Raw genomic sequence first — 17,429 nt, 5'->3', positions numbered from 1 at the left:
GGTTACCCTTTCTGCATGCCCATAGGCACCGTCTGTTGCGTGGTGGAGGAGGATGAAGACAGGGGCTGGCCAATTTCGCGCAACGGGAGGTTAGCCTTCACGCGCTGTTCAATTTCTTCCAGAGAGCAACCTTTGGTTTCAGGCACCAGAAAATACCCGATCAGAAAAAATATGGCGTTAAAGCCAGCCAGTGACCAGAAGATTCCAAAATCACCGATGACACTCATAACGGACAAAAAGACATTGCTGATCAGCCAGTTTGTAATCCAGTTGGCAAAGGTGGAGCAGGCAATGGCCAGCCCGCGGCCCTGAAGCGGCTGGATTTCCGTGCACATGGTCCAGGGGATAGGGCCTTCACCCGTTGCAAAACCCAGCGTGAAAATGACCAGAAGGGCGACAACGGCCGCGCTGGCAAAGCCGCCGCTCATATGGGAATAGAGCAGGAACCCGAACAGCGTCAGGCTGATGGTGGAGATAATGGTGCTTGTCAGCAGCAGCGGGCGACGGCCCCAGCGGTCAATCAGCAGGATAGCGATGCCGGTTGCCACCATGTTGGCCAGCCCGAGAAGCGTGGTGCACCAGACGGCCGCCTGCGCGGAGAAATGCAGATGCTCCAGAATATGCGGGGCGTAATAGAGCAGGATATTAATGCCTGCCAGTTGCTGGAACATCTGCAACAGAATGCCCAGCGTGAAGGTTTTTCTGAAACCGGGAGAGGATTTTAACAAAGCCAGCCCACTACCGCTGGTTTTTTTAAGATTCTGTTCAATCCGGTTTAGTTCTTCCGTGGCCTGTTGCGTAGAGCCGCGTACTTTTTGCAAAACACCATGTGCTTCATGCTTGCGGCCCTGCATGGCCAGCCAGCGGGGGGAGTAAGGTACCTGTGTTGTTGCAAGAATGAAAAAGATGGTTGGTACCGCCAGAATACCGAGCATCCAGCGCCAGTGGCCGCCGTAGGACAGCAGACTGTCTGATAAAAGAGCCAGCAACATGCCGCCGGTAATAACGAGCTGGTAGATGGAAATCATCTTACCACGACGGCTTTTTTCAGTAATTTCTGCAATATAAAGGGGGGCGGAAAATGAGGCAAACCCCACGCCAACACCCAGAAAAATACGTCCGGCAATCATGACCGGAATGGACGGAGCCAGTGCGCAGAGACCGGTACCAATCAGAAAGAGCAGGCCCGCATAAAACATGGCCCCCCGGCGACCCCGATGTTTTGAAACCGGGATAGCCAGCAGGGACCCGGCAGCGGCCCCCAGCATCAGGGAGGAAACAATCCATTCCTGCGCACGGTCACCTGCATGGAGGTCAGCCCCCATGAATTTCAGGGCTCCGGCAATCACGCCGGTATCAAGCCCAAACATCAGCCCGGCAAGACCCGCGGCGCCGGCAAAAAGAAAGGCGTTCTGTCTGCCCTGCCGCAGGCTTTCCGGGTCAACCTGAGAGGCGAGCTCTGGTGCAGCGGTTTTCACGAATAACGCCCTTTCTTATTGTTTCTCTTACAACAACGAACGGTTCGTTACGGTATGAGTTCCGATAAAAACGGCGTGCGGATCTGGTGTTCTGAAAAGGCAATAAAAAACCCCCGCTGTTAAGCGAGGGTTTTAAAAGCCTGATTAAGCCAGATTTCAGGGCTTAATCCATTCCGGGTGATGCGGCACACTGATGTCCCGCCCTTTGAGCATCATGTCCCAATACACGCGCGGGAAAACGGTGGTTTTCAGGAACCATGCGAAACGGCTCGGCTTGCGCTGGTCGTAAGGGAAGCTGGGGGCGGGTTTGCCGCCATACAGGAATTCAGCCAGAACAATTTTGCCATACCCTACCGTCAGCGGGCAGGCACCATAGCCATCATAAATCCCGCTGAACGGCTTGCCATCCAGAGAGGCCAGCAGGTTTGCCGTCACAACCGGTGTCTGGGCACGGGCAGCGGCCATGGTCTTGGCGTTGGAGGTGCCGATTACATCGCCCAGTCCGAAGATGGTGTCATACTTCGTGTGGCGCAGGGTGGAGGGGTCCACATCGACCCAGCCGCCTGCATTGGCCAGCGGGCTTTTTTTGATAAAGTCAGGCGCGCTCTGCGGCGGCGTGACATGCAGCATGTCAAAATCTTTGACCACATTTTCCGTTTTACCGTCCGGGCCGGTCACGGCAAAAGTTGCTTTGCGTTCCGGGCCGTTCACAGCAATCAGAGTGTGCTTGTACTGCAGGTTGATGCCGTAATAATCCACAGCCTGTTGCAGGGCAGGGCGATAATAGGCCACGCCAAACAGCGCATCCCCCGCAAGGCAGAATTCCACGTTGGTGCGGTTCAGCGTGCCTTCCTTGCGCCAGTAGTCAGCAGCCAGATAGGCAATTTTCTGGGGAGCCCCGGCGCATTTGATGGGCATGGGCGGCTGCGTGAACAGGGCCGTGCCACCGGAGAGGGACTGGATGCACGTCCAGGTATATTCCACCGTGTCCTTGGAATAGTTGCTGCACACGCCATTGCGGCCCAGTGTTTCGGGCAGACCTTCAATCTTGTCCCAGTCCAGCTGGAGGCCGGGGCAGACGACCAGACGATTATAAGCCACCGTCCGGCCATCGGTCAGCGTGACCTGCTTTTCGTCTGGCTGGAAGGAGTCTACGGCAGCCCGCAGCCATGTGCAGCCATTGGGGATCAGCCCGCCTTCCTGCTTCAGCGTGCTTTTCAGCGTCATGACCCCGGCACCCACCAGTGTCCAGCCGGGCTGGTAGGCGTGGGTGGTGGAGGGGTCAATCACGGCGACATCCAGTGTCGGCCGCTCATGCAGCAGGCGGGCGGCCACTGCGATACCGGCAGCACCACCCCCTACGATGACAACTGTGTAGCGGAGATCCGGGGTTTTCCCGGTTTCAGACTGGGCCATTCATGCTCTCCCTGAGACGTGTTCACATCCGATTGATGAGTGCAGTATCCCAAACATCAATAATTTAATAAAGTCATTAATTATTGGGGAGGCATGTTTGTAACGCAGGTTAGTCTTTAATCCATGCCTCCACCGGGCCCTGCAGCTTCATGGTCAGCGGGTTGCCATTGCGGTCAACAGTTTTGCCAACAGCCACGCGGACCCAGCCTTCGCTGATGCAGTATTCTTCCACGTTGGTTTTCTCTACGCCCTTAAAGCGAATGCCAACGCCGCGTTCCAGCAGGGCTTCATTAAAATACGGGCTGGCCGGATTAACGGACAGGCGATCGGGGACGGTGGTATCGGTCATGATGAACCATTCCTTGCAGATAAGGGTCTTAAACGCTGTTTTCTTAGCGAGTTTTGGCCGGAATGCCTATCGCCCTCTCAGGCGGCCCGCGTAAAGCGCAATCTGGCCCCAAGTGCCGCGCCTTTCCGCTGCACCCAGCGGCCCAGCCGGTGCATGAACAGATAGATCACCGGGGTGGAATACAGGGTGAGCAACTGGCTGGTAGCCAGCCCGCCAATTACGGCAATGCCCAGCGGGCGGCGCAGTTCCGAACCATAGCCATGGCCGAAGACCAGCGGGACCGCGCCGAAGGCAGCAGCCAGCGTGGTCATCAGGATCGGGCGGAAGCGCGTCAGGCAGGCGGTGCGGATGGCCTCTTCCGGGGCCAGGTTCTGTTCCCGCTCCACATGCAGGGCGAAGTCGATCATCAGGATGGCGTTTTTCTTCACAATGCCAATCAACAGAATCACGCTGATCATGGCGATGAGAGAGAACGGTTCCTGACAGATCCAGAGCGTCAGCACCGCACCCACGGCAGCGGAAGGTAGGGTGGAAAGAATGGTCAACGGTTGGATGTAGCTCTCATACAGAATGCCGAGCGTGACATACATCGTCAGGATCGCGGCGATGAACACCAGCAGCTCATTAATCAGGTCTTTCTGCATATCCCCGGCCTGACCGGAGAAATCGCCACGCAGACTCTGGGGGGTGTGCAGGCTGAGCATGGCGTGCTGAATTTCGGTCGTGGCGTCGCCCAGAGATTTCCCGGGGGCGAGGTCGAACGCGATTGACCCGGAAATGAACCCGTTCTCATGGCTGACCTGAAGCGGGGTTGGAGCTGTTTCCAGCGTCGCCACCGTGGGGAGCGGCACCATGGTTTCGGAGGAGGAAGAGACGGCAGAGCCGTTGGAAGCACCTGCACCGCCGCCCGCCAGACGGTTGGCAATGGCGTTGCGGAAGGATTGCTGGCTGAGGGAGGCCTCTTTGGATTCCGTGGCGTCTGAAGGTTTGACCACACGCACCGTATTGGATGCTGTGGCCCCCGCTGCCGTGCCGCCCGCGGTGGAAACCCAGAGGGTTTTGAGCATGTCCGGATTTTCCCGGAACTGCTTTTCCACTTCCATCACCACGTAATAGGTGGTGAGCGGCGTGGAGATGGCGGAGGCGGTGCGCTGCCCGTAGGCATCATACAACGCATTACCAATCAGCTGCGGCGTGACGAGATAACGCGCCGCCGTATCACGCTGGATGCGCACATGCATGGCCGTGCCATTGCCGGACAGATGACTGGTTACGCCAACAATGACCTTGCTTTTGCGCAGGGCTTCCGTAATGCGCGGCACCCACGTGTAAATGTCTTCCGCGTTGTCACTCTGAAAAATATATTGATAGGTGCCCTCGTGCTGGCGTCCGCCGCCGCCGTTGATGTCCCCGGCATTGGAAATGCTGGCGGTCATGCCCGGAATGTTTTTCACGCGTTCCCGCACACGGGCCGCAATCTGCTCCGGGGTGGAGCTGCGGGCAGATTTGTCTGTCAGCTGGGCGAAGACCTGAGATTCATTAGCGGCATCTTCCCCGGCAAAGCCCAGAACATCGCTGACATCATGGTCCACCATCATGGCTTTGATGACCTCCTTCGTCTTGCCGGACATGGCAGCGAAGGAGCTGGTCTGGTCGGAGCTCAGATAGCTTTCCAGTAGGGAAATATCTTCCGCAGGCAGCACGGTTTTGGACATGACAATCAGGATGCCGATGGTCGCAAAAAAGCTGGCAGGCAGGGAGCAGAAAATCAGCCAGGGGTGACGCAGTGCCCAGTTCAGTGAGCGTTCATACCCACGCACCAGCCATTCCAGTCCCTTGTCCGTGCCATCTGCCAGCAGATGAGCGGCCTGCGTGAACACGCCCTTTTTTGGGAGGGGCGCATTCGGGTCCGGCTCATGATGGATCTCCAGCATGTAGGCACACATCATGGGCGTAAGCGAGATGGACAGAAAGAACGAGACGGAGACCGCTGTGGTCAGCGTCATCGCAAATTCAAAGAAGATCTTGCCCGGAATGCCGCCCAGCAGCAGGAGCGGCAGAAAGACCGCAATCAGGGAAATGGTGATGGAGAGAATGGTAAACGCAATCTCGCGCGACCCCAGCAACGTGGCTTCCATCCGGTCCATGCCCGCTTCCATGTGGCGGGCAATATTTTCCACCACCACAATGGCGTCATCCACCACAAAGCCGGTGGCAATGGTCAGCGCCATGAGGGACAAGGTATCGAGTGAGAAGCCCATCAGGTGCATGACACCCAGAGAACCAGCCAGTGAGATGGGCACAGTAATGGCCGGAATGAGCGTGGACCGCCAGCTGCGCAGAAACGCCAGCACGACCAGAACGACCAGCACAACGGAAATGACCAGTGTATATTGCGTATCTTCCAGCGCGCCGCGGATGGACACGGAGCGGTCCGAGACCAGTTTGAACTCCACATCCGCAGGCAGGGCATTGGCCAGAATATCGGCGCGGGCGCGGATGGCATCTGTCACTTCAATAACATTCGCACCGGGCTGCGGGCGGATGATGGTGATAATAGCGGGCTTCTCATTATACCACGCAGCCTTGCGCTCATCCTGCGGGCCGTCGCGCACAATGGCCACGTCAGTCAGGCGCACGGGGCGGCCATTGCGGTAGCCGATGACAAGGTCCCGATATTCGTTTGCCGTGCGGGCCTGATCGTTTGTTTCCAGTGTCAGGCGCTGGCCGCCGGAGTCCAGAAAGCCTTTGGGAGTGTTGGCGTTGGCCGAGGCGAGTGCGGAGCGTACGTCTTCAAACCCGATGCCGTATTTATACAGCATCATCGGGTTCATCTCCACGCGCACGGCGGGTTTGGACGCCCCGACCATTTCCACCCAGCCAACGCCTTTTACCCCTGCCAGCAGGGGCTTCAGGCGTGTTTCCGCCAGATCCCGCAGCGCCGTGGGGGAGCGGGTGGGGGAGGTCATTGTCGCCAGCATGATCGGGCTGTCAGACGGGTTGGCCTTGTAATATTGCGGCGGCATCAGCAGCGTGTGCGGCATATCTGCGCGAGCGGCCTGCAAGGCGGCTTCTACGTCACGGGCAGCGCCGTTAATGTCCCGGCTGTTGTCAAAAAACATCAGGATAAAGGCGCTGGTGTCCGTTGAATCGGACCGCATACTGGTCAGACCGGCAATCTGGCCCAGATGGCGCTCAAGGGGAGTTGTGAGCGAGCTTGCCATCTGCTGTGGAGAGCTGCCGGGCTGGGATGCCACAACATAGATAACCGGCACGGAGATGTTGGGCAGGTCGGCCACGGGCATGGCGCGATAGGCAAAAATGCCAGCCAGAACAAAAGCCATGGCCATCAGAAGAGTGCCGACGGGACGCATGATAAAAAGCCGGCAGATGGACAAAAGCGGTCTTCCTTACCCAGGATCAAGGCTGGCGGGCGGGTATGGCCAGCGTGGCGTTAAACGAAGCACCAAAAGATTGATATTAGGTATGTTTCAACCGGCCAGTGATGCCTGACGCCCTGAAAACCGTGTCACGCCTTAGGGCAGGACGTTGGCCCGGTCTGCCCGGGTAAGGGGCGGGGGCGCTGCGGCATCGCTGATAATCTTTCCGCTTCCGTCTCGTTCCGTTGCCAGTGGACCTGTGACTTTGTCAACACTGATCCCCCCGCTCTGCTCGACATGGAACATGCCAACGTCTGTTACACCATGAAAAACGGCGTCTCCCGTGCTGCTGGACGTAATCTCCAGAGCCTTGAGTTGGCCCGTATTGGCCGTAAAGCTGGCGCTCCCTCCCAGATACAGGGCCAGAGCGGGGGCGGCGACCGTATGAATGGTGACAGGTGCGCTCTGTTCCGAGCGGATACGGGCAGACTCAGCCAGCGTTGAAATGGTGATGGGGCCGGAGGAGTCAGAGAACAGTCCCAGTTCTCCGGTTTTGCCCAGAGTCAGGCTGCCGCTGCCTGCGTGAATGAAGGTGGGGCCGGTGCGATCGGCCACTGTGATGTTCGTCGTGCCGGCGTCATCAATGGTCAGGCTGATGTCGGGCCGGACAGAGACCGTCAAAGTGCCGCTCCGGGTGCAGGTCTGCTGCCTGAGGGTTGTCACGCCATCGGCCGCCGTGGTGAGTGTTACATCCTTCGGCAAAGCCCCTTCAGCACGCGCCATCTCACTTTGTGCTCTGTTGCTGACAAGATGCAGGCTCTCCAGGCAGGGCGTGTGGACAACCAGCCCGCGGCTTTTCTGCCCTGAGGCGGCTGCTGCAAAGCTGCCGGACGCGGAGAGGAAAAGGCAGAACGCCGCCAGAGCGACGCGCCGGAGGAGGATGATCTGGCCAGACATAGTGCCATTTGTGCCAGTCGCCCGCACAGGCGTCCAGCGGCAGGAATAAAGAAAGCCCAAGGTGTCTGTTCTTGTGATTTGCTTTGTTGCATCGCTATGACCTGCAACCACAGATACAAGTAATTTTCCGGGTCAGTAACTTATGAAGACAGAGCGGTTTGAGAATATCGGCGATAATTGTGAATTCGGATTTGTGAAAAGAGCCCATGGCGATGAAAGTGGCGGATTGCTGCGGTGGGCCCGTGCCAGCCCGGAGGCTTTGATAGAGGCGTTGCGCCACAGTTTTGCCGGCCTGTATGCTTTTGAAAATCTCTCGGCGTTCTGGGATAATATGGTGCGTGATTCCCGATATGGATTTTGTTTCCATACAGGCATGCTTTCCCAAGACCGCCTGTGGTGTGATTCTGAAGAGCAGCGATGGAAGATTTACAAGTCCGAGAAGGAAAAAATTGACTATCTGGTCGAAAAATTCCTGCAGCGTCTGAGCGACCCTTCAGTTTTTTGTGTCTATAAATGTAACGAGAATGTCCAGCCTGAGGTGGCCGAAGAGCTGGCACAGGCTATCGCGCAGCATGGGCCCGCCCGCCTGCTGGTTGTGCGGCATACGGAAGACCCGAATCTGATCGGGCATGTCCGGCCGGAATCCTCCTATCTGGCAGGATATCTTGACCACTTTGCGCCGTATGGCCATTCCGACCAGTTCTCGCCGCTCTGGAACTCCGTGCTGAGTGAGGCTTTGGCCCTGCCGCTTCCTATCGCTTAATTCCGTACACCACTCCCCCCGGCTCCACCCATCAGAGCGTCGTGCAAGCGGTCGAAGGTTTCTGCCAGCGTATCATGCGCGCGCTTTCCCTTGCTGCCGACAATGGTGACGGTGGTTGTCATGCCAGCGGCAATCTGGGTGCCGGGCGGGATGCTGTCGATATGCACCCTCACCGGAATACGCTGGGCCAGACGCACCCAGGTATAAACCGGGTCCACGGAGGGCAGGCCCTGTGTGGAGGGCGTGGCGTTGGGTGTGGCAATACCGCGGGTCACGCTGATGACATGGCCCCACATGGGTTCCCGAAAGCCCATCAGATCCATCCGCACCCGGTCTCCCACATGGATGGAGCGGATTTTGGTTTCTTCAAAATAGCCATCCACCCAGTAGGATGAGGCATCAATGACCTGCACATTGGATTTACCGGCTGTCGCGTAATCACCCACCCGCATGATCAGGTTGGTGACATAGCCAGTCACTGTGCTGCGAACAAACGTACGGTCCAGATTGATCCTGGCCTGAGAGAGAGCCGCCATGGCCTCCCCATACTGGGCTTTGGCCATGTCGGCAGTGGCCTGATAGACCTGCTTTTCCTCACGGGAGGCGGCCACTTCCGTCAGTTTATTCCGGCGGCTTTCCTGCGTGTCCTTCAGCACCATGTCGGCCTGACGTTCATTCACGCGGGCGGTGGCGGAGGCAACGGCCACTTTGAAATCGAACGGGTCGATTTCGTAGAGAATATCCCCGGCATGGACAAACTGGTTGTCCCGGACCCGCACGGCAATAATCTGGCCGGACACACGCGGCGCAATATCGGCCACCTGCACACGAACCTGCCCGTTCCGGGTCCAGGGAGCGGCGGTGTAGTAGTCCCACAACACAAGACCGACAATGCCGGCAATGGCGAGAATTGTCCCCGTCGTGACAAACTGCAGGGCGCGGCGAGCGCGTTCAAACACGGTTGGACAATCCTTTTACAAGAGAATGGTGTAGAGGCCGATCAGGCAGACAAACAGCCCGAATTCAGCCAGAGGCAGGTTCCAGATCACCCGGCGGGCGCCCACTTTTGCTAAAATGGGGTTGAGCACCAGCAGCGTGACAACGGCCAGACCCGCATGGACCAGAAACGAGGACACCAGCAGGCCATCAATATCCAGAACAGCGCGAAGCTCCATGCTCAGAAGGCCTTCCATTGCTGATCGGGCAGGGGAATGATGTCGTAAATCTGGAGCGCGGAGCGGTTATGCTCCAGCAGCCGGATGGCCCCGACCATCCCGGAGACGGCTGCCAGCGCTGTCGCCATCTCACCATGCGGCAGGGTAATGGCGTGATCGAGCAGGATGCGCGCGTGTTTGCGCATGCGGTACAGAGCGGAGTTGATGTTGTAGACGACTGTGGAACGGAACGCCGCCTCAGCATCGGCCCGGATGGCCGGGATGGTGGCGGCGCGTTGCAAATGGCGCCGGGCGCGGGCCAGTTCGACATTCAGTTCATCCAGACTGGACAGTCGGTTGAACACGCGGACCTTGGATTTCGTGTTCGGCAGGTAGCTGTTCCAGTCGAGAATTTTGCACAGCCGATCGTAATGGCGGCTGATGAGCGCGGAACCCGCCTGTTCCCCGTGCCCTTCAAGCTGGAGCCGCAAATCGTGCCCAATGGTAATCGCCACGCGGAAGCGCCGCCGGTTAGCGGAAGGAGGCAGAAGCAGCACCAGTGAGATGAAGATGACAATGGCGGCAAACAGATACAGCACGTTCCGGTCAATAAAGGCCGAAGGTTCATAGTTCTGCTGGTTCGCAACGCCCAGAATGACGAAGAAGAACACCCCGGCGTTAAAGCCGATTGTGGCCGTCTTCGGGTTCATCAGCAGCAGGCAGCCCCCAAAAATAACCGGGATGATGGCCATAGCCAGAAAGGGCATGTCCGCCCCGTGGGGGAGAATGCCAAAGTTCAGAACAGCCGCAACCGCAATGGCCAGAGGGGTGCCGATCAATGCGCCCATGCCAAAGCCGCGGGCATTATAGGTGGTGGCTGCCAGTGTGAGGATCACGGCCACCTGGGAGAGCGCGGTATAGGTCGAAGGGATATCGGAGATGATGCACAGCCCGGCGGCTACAGAGAACCCGGTGAGGGTACGCAGTCCGGCCAGCAGGGCGGCAATCACATCCTGATGCTGCTCGATTTTCAGTTCCGGGGCCTGCGTGCGGGCACGCTTACCGTTTTCAAAGGCGTCAATGCCATCAGCAGCCCAGCGGGCATCGGACAGCAGCGCCATGGAGCGTTCAATCAGCCAGGCTTCATCCAGTGTCGGGCCACGGTCCAGCTCTTCCGCATGGGCTTCCTTCGCCAGATCTTCCAGATCCCACACGGCCTGACGGGGGGATGCGACGGGGGTGCCATCCCCGAAGGCGCTGCGGATCTGGTTCAGCACCGGGCCGGAAATCTCGCCCTTGCGCAGCACGGCAGCAATGGCCCGGCTGCAACTGAGCATTTCCAGCAAGGCCACCATGGCGGAGCGTGCGCCTGCCAGCCGCACACGGGCATCGGGCAATTCGGTTTTGGCAAAGGAGACCTGAGAGGTCAGCGCGATAATCTCGCCTGCCAGACCTGCGCAGGCCATGTCATCGGGAATGCCGTGTCCCGCCATGGCATCGCGGCTGATGCGCTGCACCATATTGGCCACGCGATGCAGGTTGCTGGCCAGTTTTTCCCACGCCGTGGGGGAGCCGAAAATATCATTGACCGCGGCCGTGGCGGCAATGCCCACCACAATGGCCGAGACGCGGTTGACCGTGACATCAAAAATCGAGCCCGGATTATCAATGCAGCTAATGCCGACAATGGCCACGGTGTAGCCTGAGAGCATGGCCGCATAGGCGCGGAAGTCCTTTTCCAGCGTGCCGACAATGGTGCACAGAGTGAGCCAGAGCCCGACACCGCCCAGAAAGACAACACGGTCCTGATTGAAGCAGGCGGTAAGAAACAGCGCCACAAACGCCCCGACCATGGTGCCCATCAAACGATAAACCGCTTTGGAGAGTACTTGCCCGCGCAGGGGTTGGGCCAGAATCATCACCGTAACGGCGGCAGAGCCGGGGGAGGAAAGCTGCAACCAGAACGCGGTGCTTAGGGCCAGCACAGCGGAAAGCCATGTTCGCAGGCAAAACAGAAACCAGCCAGGCGGAAAGATGGCGGCGGGGAGAGCCGGGCGAAGGCCCTTCCAGAATCTGACAGGCGAGGCGGCTGGGGTGTTGAGGCTCATCCTTTCCGTCGTCCTTGCCGCTCAAGAGGTCAGTCTGGGTCACGCAGAGTCGGGCAAAACAGGCTGTGTTATGCCGAATCCCAAAAATCAGAAGTCTATTAAAATAAAATATAATTCAATGGGGGAATTTTTATGCGCTGAGCCGGGTTGCATAAAATGCGTGCATGGCAAAAAGGCCAGTCTTGGGGTGCCCCGCAAGGGTATGATGCCACGGCAGGATGTGCTGAATTAAGGCACATCCTCTCAAAACTGCGACCTTTATGAAATTTATTCACACCTCAGACTGGCAGATTGGCCGGACGTTCCGCTTTGCTGACGACGATACGCTCGGCGCGTTGCAGGCGGAACGGCTGGAAGTCATCCGAAGGCTCGGCCTGCTGGCACGGCAGGAAGGCGCTGCGCATGTGCTGGTAGCGGGCGATGTGTATGAGCATGAAACGCCAGCCGAGCGCACCCTGCATCAGCCAATCGAGCGCATGCGCGACTTTGCGGACATCCAGTGGCATCTGATCCCCGGCAACCATGATGCGGATCTGCCAGAGGGTGTCTGGGCGCGGTTGGCCCGCAGCGGTCTGCCGGAGAATGTAACGGTGCATCGGGAGCCGGGTGCTGTGCTGATTGATGCGGCGCATAAGGCCTGGGTGCTGCCCGCCGTGCTCAAACGCCGCCATATTCTGACGGACCTGACAGCTTATATGGACGAGGCCGAAACCCCTCCCGATGCGCTGCGAATCGGTTTGGCGCACGGCTCCGTGGTTGGGTTTGGTGGTGAGGTTGAGTCTGAACATAACCCCGTAGCGCTGGACCGTGCTAAACGCGCCGGGCTGGCCTATCTGGCGCTGGGGGACTGGCACGGCTTTTGTCAGATTGATACCCGCACGATTTATTCCGGTACCCCGGAGACGGACCGCTTTACGACTGGCGGCGGTGGCGGAGGGGAAGCCGTGGTCGTCACGCTGCACGGGCCTCGGGCGGAACCGGAGATTAAACGCCACAGAACCGGGCGCTACATATGGAAGAAGCTGGATGATGTGGTGCTGACATCCGAGCAGGATATTCTGGCGCTGGATGCCCGCATCCGCAGCATTGCGCCGGATAATCCGGGGGCGGTGCTGGTCTGGGCGGCGGTGTCGGGCCTGCTGTCGGTGGACGATATGGCCCTTTATGAAAGTAATATCCTCAAGCGCCTGAGCGGAGCCGTCGCCTGTTTGCGGCTGACGGGAGCCCCGCAGCTTTCCGCCGGGCTGGATGATCTGGATCGGTTTGGTTCCGGTGGGGCAGTGCGTGCCGCTGCTGAGCACCTGCTGGCTCAGTCAGAATCAGGCGGGGCGGAGGGGCAGCTGGCTTCGGAAGCCCTGCAACGGCTTTTTCTGTTCTGGCAGGAGATGGGAGCGCAGGCAGGATGATCCTGACAGATTTACAGATTGAAGGCTTTCGGCGCTTTGCGTCCCCCGTGCGTCTGGATGGACTGGGGCCGGGGCTGAACGTGCTGGCCGCGCCGAACGAGGCCGGGAAATCCACCTTGCTGGCCGCGCTGAAGGCGGTTCTGATGGTGCGGTCCAGCTCAAAGGCCAAGCCCGTTAAGGATCTTCAGCCTTATGGTGGCGGCGCACCGCATGTGGCGGTCTCTTTCACATGGAAGGGCATGGACTGCCATCTGGAAAAGCAGTTCATCTCAAAGGCCTTTACCCGTCTGATGCTAGGATCAGAACGGTTTGAGGGCGATCAGGCAGAAGAGGCTCTGCGTAACCTTCTGGGGCTGGAAGAAGCCAGCAAGGGTGAGGCCGCAGGGCTGTGGAGCGCGCTGCTGGTGGGGCAGGGCGAGAGCTTTGCTCAGCCGGACCTGAACCAGACCGGGCAGGACAGTCTGCGCAGTTGTCTGGAGCATGGTGTAGACCATGCGACCGGTGGGGCTGCGGCCAGCGCCGTGCTGAGCCGTGTGCGGGACCGGCTGCATCTGCTCCAGACGGCAAAAAGCGGTCAGCCAACAGGCAAATACAAGCAGGCGCTGGAGCAGGAAACGCAGGAGCAGGCTTATCTGCAAGATCTCGAAAACCGGCGGGCTGCGCTGGAAGAGGATCTGGCGGCGCTGGATCAGGCGCGCCGGGCCTTGCGTGAGCAGGAAGATCCGGAACGCAAGGCACAGGATGAGGCCGAACTGGTCGCTTTACGCCAGTTGCGGGACAAGCTGCGGGTTGCAGATGCGGAAGAGCAGGCCGCCAGAGCAGCCCTCGCAACAGTGACGCACACGCGCAACAGCATCCGCGATGAGCAGGAGCGGCGGCAGGAACGGCGGGAGACCCAGCGCAAGCTGGAGCGTGAGGCGGCGGAAATGCAGCATGATCTGCAAGCCCTCACGCAGCGGGCGGCACAGGCCCGTCAGCGTTATGAAGAAAGCCGCACACAGCGAGAGCAGGCGGAACAGCAGCAGCAGACCGCACGGCAGGCGTTGCTGGCGGTTTCCCGTCGCGCAACAGTCTTGCAGCAGCGCGCCGCACTGGATCGGAGCAAACAGACGCTGCACCGGGCCGAGGCGGCCTGCACGCGGCTGGAACAGGCTCGTGCCGCGCTGGCGGCCTTGCAGGTTGATGAAGCGTTGATCCGCCGCGTGCGGAAAGCCGTGCGGGAGCAGGATGCCACTCAGGCCGCGCTGAACGCCCGCGCCACCCGTTTGACGGTGACCTTGCAGCCCGCAGCGGCTGGTCGTGTTCTGCTGGATGGAGTTGCCTGCCCGCAGGGTGAGACGGTTTTGACACAGGCAGCAGACGTGCAGGTGGAAGGCATCGGTCAGTTCCGCATTACACCGGCTGTCAAAGACCATGATGAGGCTCTGGCCGCCGCCGATACGGCCCGGCAACATCTTCAGTCCGTCCTGCACTCTGCCGGATGCCAGAGAGCGGAGGACGCCGAGACTCTGTTTGAAGAACGGCGACAGGCCGAAACACGGGTGGCGGAAGCACGTGCGGCCTTTGTGGCCTCTCTGCCCACGGCGCGGGATGAGCGCGACGCGACCCTGTTCGAAGCTCTGGCGACGTTACGGCAGGAGCTTAGGGATCAGGTTGCTGCTCTGGAACGGGAGCAGGCGGCTTTTGAGCAGGACTGCCAGCCGGAGTTGACCGGGGCGGCAGGTACCCGTGCGGTTCAGACGGGGACAGAAACTGTTTGCAGTGCAGAGGTAGAAGGCAGCGCGCGGGGGGATCAGACTGAGGCGACTTTGCAGGTCTTGCAGCAGAAGGCGCGACAGGAGGAAGAGCGCGCCGCCCGCGTCGCGGACGAAGCCCGGCAGACCGAGCGCGCGGAGCTGGCGGCGTATAATGCGGCCCAAAATCTTCAGGATAAAGCTGAGGCAACACTCCGCCAAAAGCAGACGGAGCGGGATCAGGTCGGGCGGGAACTGGCCGTGAGTGCGGCGCGGGAAAGCGATGAGGCTCTCGCAGCACGGGCGGCCGAGGCCGCGCAGGCTCAGGCGCAGGCCGAAGCACATGTGCAGGCGCTCAAGGCCGGGCGTGAGACGGAGCAGCCGCTGTCCGTTGTGGAAACCCGCATTATGCGGCGGGAGCAGGGGCTGGAAAACGCCCGCACGTCCATTGCACGCTTGCGCGAGGAGATTAAGGAGCGGGAAACCCGCGTGCGCGTGGCCGAAGGCGACGGGCTTGATGAAAAAATCGCCGAGGCCGGACGCACGGCCTCCCGCCTTAAACTGGACTGTGAAGGGTATGAGCGGGAGCGTGCCGCATTAGCTCTACTGGACCAGACCCTGAGTGATGCGGAAAAAACCCAGACCGAACGCTATCTCGCCCCGCTTGTGCGCACTTTGCAGCCCGCGTTTTCCACGGTGTTTCCGGGTGCGTCTCTTGAGATGGATACGGGGTTTGGTCTGTGTGGCCTGATGCGGCGGACGGCGGAAGAGTTTGGCAAGTTGTCGGATGGCACGCGGGAGCAGATTGCCGTGCTGGTGCGTCTGGGCTTTGCAGAACTGCTGCACGCCCGCCAGTCCCCAGCCATTCTGGTGCTGGATGACGCGCTGAGTTTTTCAGATTCTCAGCGGCTGGAACTGATGTTCGATGTGTTGGCGGATGCGGCCACGCGGTTCCAGATTCTGGTGCTGACCTGCCGCGTGGAAGCTTTTGCCAGACTGGGCGGCAGGCCTCTCAGCCTGCGGCCCATCCCGCAGATTACAGAACGACGTTGAACTGAAGGGCCATCACGGCGGCGTCATGGAACGTCGTCGTGGCACCCGGCCGGTTGATATACTGGAAGTCTGGCTGAAGGGTCAGGCCATTCGCGACATGCGCGTTGTAGAAGAACTCATAGACGTTTTCATGAGACTGCACGCCCCAGACCTGTCCCCACTGGTTGGACTGGAAATCCTGCCCGGCAACAATGGACGCTTCCTGCTGCAACGCGACGGTACGGCTCATCTTCATCCACTGATACATCATGCCGATGCTGTCATTCGGACGGCCCCAGGGCTTCCCCGTTTCCAGCAGGCCGCCCCACAGATGGTGGGACATCGCGGTGGTCTTGCCGTCTGTCCACATATAGCCGCCCATGGCAATCAGACCGTTGGTCGGGCCTTCCCCATTGCGAACCAGCATCTGGTCAGCCTGCACCCATGCGCTGGCGCGGCCTGCATGGTAGCGGGCTGGCTGGCCGGTCTGCACCCAGGGGTTGCCGTTAATGTCCTCATACAGGTCTTTATATTTGGAGTTATCGTAGCTGTAGCCAGCCTTGTAGTGGCCCACGAGGTGGTTCTTGCCGAAGGACGGCATCCAGCCGATTTCCACCGGGGTGGAGAACTTGCCCAGACCATCCTGTGCCCAGGCCCAGCCGGAAATCCCGCCGTTAAAGGCATGGGGGGAGACGGCAAACAGGCCGGCCATGATGTAGGTGTCATTGGTGGGCATGACACGCGCCACGGCACCAAGGTTGCCTGATGGCCAGTCACGGTTGCCTTCAGTGTATTTGTTCGGGGCAGGGTTCCCGCAGACGGCCACGTTCATATACATACAGAACAGCGGAGACGCCGCGAAAAAGCTGCCAACCGGAATCCAGCCTGCGCTGATATCCACATGGTTGTTCAGGAACGATTTTTCGCCATACAGATAGACAAGATGGGCCACCACGTTACCACGTGCGCCGTAAATCTGCTGCACACCGCCAATCGAATCCCCGATATACTGGGTGCTCAGGTTCTGGCCGTGGCCGTTCACCACCATCATGTGGGTCCAGAAGCCTTTGAGCAGATTGAGGTCCGTCAGCTTGCCCCAGTCCACATCCAGCTCGACACCAACCTGCCCGGCATTGGTCACACCCTGCCGCATGCCGCCACGGAAGTTCCCCGCCAGTTCTTCATGCACGTCGGCCAGAATATGAATACCGTGGTCCAGCAGCCAGGGCTGAGCGCCCCACCAGTCTCCAAAAAAATGGTTTTTCCCATAGGGCGCTGAGAACATCGGGCCCGGGTCTTCCACCGGGTTGGCCTCATTATTGGCTTCCAGACTGGGCCAGAGGCCAGCAGCACTGTTCCCGCCTGTCAGCAATTGCGCAGAGGCCTTGGAGGAGAAAGCAGGCGTCAGGCAACAGGCAAAGGAGAGCGCGCAAAAGAAAGAAAAGCCGGATGAAAATCTTGTCATGTTTCTTTTTGTTTTTGTTGAGGATGCATGAGGCGAGTATTCATATTGTTTCAAAGCGGCACCATAATGTCTAAAACTTTTTTCACTCTTTTGGGTCTTTCGGCCTGTTGGGTGGTATTTTGGCGACAACCGCCAGCCACGTGCCGCCCGGAATGCGTTGACGCATGCTGCGTCAGATGATGAATTCC

At 59.4% G+C, this 17,429-nt stretch carries 12 protein-coding genes; 3 read left to right on the top strand and 9 right to left on the bottom strand.

All coding sequences use genetic code 11. The features are described from left to right. Positions 1–2: 2 nt before the first annotated feature. The 5 genes from ACHQGU_RS11015 to ACHQGU_RS10995 all read right to left on the bottom strand — a co-directional run bounded on the left by ACHQGU_RS11015 (position 3) and on the right by ACHQGU_RS10995 (position 7,640). Positions 3–1,478, bottom strand: coding sequence for a sugar porter family MFS transporter (locus ACHQGU_RS11015; RefSeq protein WP_395495041.1), 1,476 nt, complete (start codon positions 1,476–1,478; stop codon positions 3–5). A 156-nt stretch (positions 1,479–1,634) separates the two neighbouring features. Then, positions 1,635–2,894, bottom strand: a complete 1,260-nt coding sequence (locus tag ACHQGU_RS11010) for an FAD/NAD(P)-binding oxidoreductase (protein WP_062141704.1) — start codon at positions 2,892–2,894, stop codon at positions 1,635–1,637. 109 nt (positions 2,895–3,003) lie between these two features. Further along, positions 3,004–3,243 carry a DUF3297 family protein gene (locus ACHQGU_RS11005; protein WP_043550482.1) on the bottom strand — a complete coding sequence of 80 codons (240 nt, stop codon included), beginning with the start codon at positions 3,241–3,243 and terminating at the stop codon, positions 3,004–3,006. Positions 3,244–3,320: 77 nt separating this feature from the next. Next, a complete protein-coding gene (locus ACHQGU_RS11000; RefSeq protein ID WP_395495040.1) occupies positions 3,321–6,617 on the bottom strand; it encodes an efflux RND transporter permease subunit in 3,297 nt (1,098 codons plus the stop codon). A gap of 162 nt (positions 6,618–6,779) precedes the next feature. Further along, a complete protein-coding gene (locus ACHQGU_RS10995; RefSeq protein WP_395495039.1) occupies positions 6,780–7,640 on the bottom strand; it encodes a hypothetical protein in 861 nt (286 codons plus the stop codon). A gap of 82 nt (positions 7,641–7,722) precedes the next feature. Here ACHQGU_RS10995 and ACHQGU_RS10990 point away from each other — a divergent pair, with 82 nt between their 5' ends. Beyond that, positions 7,723–8,343, top strand: coding sequence for a hypothetical protein (locus ACHQGU_RS10990; RefSeq protein WP_395495038.1), 621 nt, complete (start codon positions 7,723–7,725; stop codon positions 8,341–8,343). On the opposite strand, the gene ACHQGU_RS10985 is transcribed toward ACHQGU_RS10990, so the two are convergent. The 3 genes from ACHQGU_RS10985 to ACHQGU_RS10975 are packed head-to-tail and all read right to left on the bottom strand — an operon-like array spanning position 8,340 to position 11,605. Then, complete coding sequence (locus ACHQGU_RS10985; protein WP_062273416.1) at positions 8,340–9,302, bottom strand: HlyD family secretion protein; 963 nt, start codon at positions 9,300–9,302, stop codon at positions 8,340–8,342. The genes ACHQGU_RS10990 and ACHQGU_RS10985 overlap by 4 nt on opposite strands. A gap of 15 nt (positions 9,303–9,317) precedes the next feature. Then, positions 9,318–9,518, bottom strand: a complete 201-nt coding sequence (locus ACHQGU_RS10980; RefSeq protein WP_043550706.1) for a DUF1656 domain-containing protein — start codon at positions 9,516–9,518, stop codon at positions 9,318–9,320. 2 nt (positions 9,519–9,520) lie between these two features. Further along, on the bottom strand, positions 9,521–11,605 hold the full coding sequence (locus tag ACHQGU_RS10975; RefSeq protein WP_395495037.1) for an FUSC family protein: 2,085 nt from the start codon (positions 11,603–11,605) through the stop codon (positions 9,521–9,523). A gap of 260 nt (positions 11,606–11,865) precedes the next feature. Between ACHQGU_RS10975 and ACHQGU_RS10970 the strand changes: the two genes are divergently transcribed. Further along, positions 11,866–13,011, top strand: coding sequence for an exonuclease SbcCD subunit D (locus ACHQGU_RS10970; RefSeq protein WP_395495036.1), 1,146 nt, complete (start codon positions 11,866–11,868; stop codon positions 13,009–13,011). Beyond that, complete coding sequence (locus tag ACHQGU_RS10965) at positions 13,008–15,797, top strand: GTP-binding protein (protein WP_395495035.1); 2,790 nt, start codon at positions 13,008–13,010, stop codon at positions 15,795–15,797. Before ACHQGU_RS10970 ends, ACHQGU_RS10965 begins: the two co-directional genes overlap by 4 nt. On the opposite strand, the gene ACHQGU_RS10960 is transcribed toward ACHQGU_RS10965, so the two are convergent. Continuing rightward, a complete protein-coding gene (locus ACHQGU_RS10960) occupies positions 15,781–17,241 on the bottom strand; it encodes a carbohydrate porin (protein WP_082779539.1) in 1,461 nt (486 codons plus the stop codon). The genes ACHQGU_RS10965 and ACHQGU_RS10960 overlap by 17 nt on opposite strands. Between the last annotated feature and the right edge of the window lie 188 nt (positions 17,242–17,429).

The organism is Acetobacter sp. KSO5, assembly GCF_044094635.1.
Taxonomy (GTDB): Bacteria; Pseudomonadota; Alphaproteobacteria; order Acetobacterales; family Acetobacteraceae; genus Acetobacter; species Acetobacter cerevisiae.
The sequence above is the reverse complement of the archived record's forward strand: the minus strand, read 5'-3'. Positions and strand labels throughout refer to the sequence as shown.

Coding starts and splice junctions, on each gene's coding strand:
- ACHQGU_RS10990 (WP_395495038.1), top strand. CDS start 7,723: ATGAAGACAGAGCGGTTTGAGAATATCGGCGATAATTGTGAATTCGGA.
- ACHQGU_RS10960 (WP_082779539.1), bottom strand. CDS start 17,241: ATGACAAGATTTTCATCCGGCTTTTCTTTCTTTTGCGCGCTCTCCTTT.
- ACHQGU_RS11005 (WP_043550482.1), bottom strand. CDS start 3,243: ATGACCGATACCACCGTCCCCGATCGCCTGTCCGTTAATCCGGCCAGC.
- ACHQGU_RS11010 (WP_062141704.1), bottom strand. CDS start 2,894: ATGGCCCAGTCTGAAACCGGGAAAACCCCGGATCTCCGCTACACAGTT.
- ACHQGU_RS11000 (WP_395495040.1), bottom strand. CDS start 6,617: ATGCGTCCCGTCGGCACTCTTCTGATGGCCATGGCTTTTGTTCTGGCT.
- ACHQGU_RS10980 (WP_043550706.1), bottom strand. CDS start 9,518: ATGGAGCTTCGCGCTGTTCTGGATATTGATGGCCTGCTGGTGTCCTCG.
- ACHQGU_RS10970 (WP_395495036.1), top strand. CDS start 11,866: ATGAAATTTATTCACACCTCAGACTGGCAGATTGGCCGGACGTTCCGC.
- ACHQGU_RS10965 (WP_395495035.1), top strand. CDS start 13,008: ATGATCCTGACAGATTTACAGATTGAAGGCTTTCGGCGCTTTGCGTCC.
- ACHQGU_RS10975 (WP_395495037.1), bottom strand. CDS start 11,605: ATGAGCCTCAACACCCCAGCCGCCTCGCCTGTCAGATTCTGGAAGGGC.